The sequence below is a fragment of the Pseudoxanthomonas kalamensis DSM 18571 genome, from assembly GCF_010211745.1.
Classification (GTDB): domain Bacteria; phylum Pseudomonadota; class Gammaproteobacteria; order Xanthomonadales; family Xanthomonadaceae; genus Pseudoxanthomonas_A; species Pseudoxanthomonas_A kalamensis.
This window is the reverse complement of sequence record NZ_PDWQ01000050.1, coordinates 1-661: the sequence shown is the minus strand read 5'-3', so window position 1 is coordinate 661 and position 661 is coordinate 1. Positions and strand designations below refer to the sequence as shown.

Sequence of the window (661 nt, the reverse complement as noted above, 5' to 3'; positions counted from 1 at the left end):
CTGTGTCTTGTGACTTGTGATTTTTGTTTAGTGTGGTGATGTGAAGTGGTCTACATCTGTCTGTCTATTTTTTTTTTTTTCGCGGGGATGGCGGTGAGCCTGGCGCTGGTGGTGTGGGCGTTCGCCAGCGGTTCCTTGGTGGACGGTCACCTGCAGCTGCCGGGGCACATGGGCACGCTGGCGCTGGTGGCGGCCAACGTCTACGTGGTGTTCTTCAACGTGTCCTGGGGCCCGGTGATGTGGGTGATGCTGGGGGAGATGTTCCCCAACCAGATCCGAGGCTCGGGGCTGGCGGTGGCCGGTGCGGCGCAGTGGACGTCCAACTTCGCGGTGACGATGAGCTTCCCGATCCTGCTGGCGGGGATCGGTCTGGCCTCGACCTATGCGATCTACATGGTCGCGGCCTTCGTCTCGGTGGCCTTCGTGCTCAAGTACGTGCACGAGACCAAGGGCATCAAGCTCGAGCAGATGGAGGGCTGAGACTCGCGGCGGGGCAGGCGTCCTGCCCCGCGGTCCTTGCCGATGGCCGGCCGGCCGCCCTGGCGGCCGCCGGCAGGACCGGCGCCTGCAAAGGGCAGGGCCGGGCGCCGTACAACAAAAAAGCCCCGGAAACGGGGCTTTTTGTCGCTTCGCTGCACCGGGATGGCGCTCCCTAGGGGAC

The 661-nt window shown here is 64.4% G+C and carries 1 pseudogene; it reads left to right on the top strand.

The window, feature by feature from the left end:
- Positions 1-81 precede the first annotated feature (81 nt).
- A pseudogene (locus CSC70_RS13905) lies at positions 82-480 on the top strand (MFS transporter); the annotation flags it as partial.
- Between the last annotated feature and the right edge of the window lie 181 nt (positions 481-661).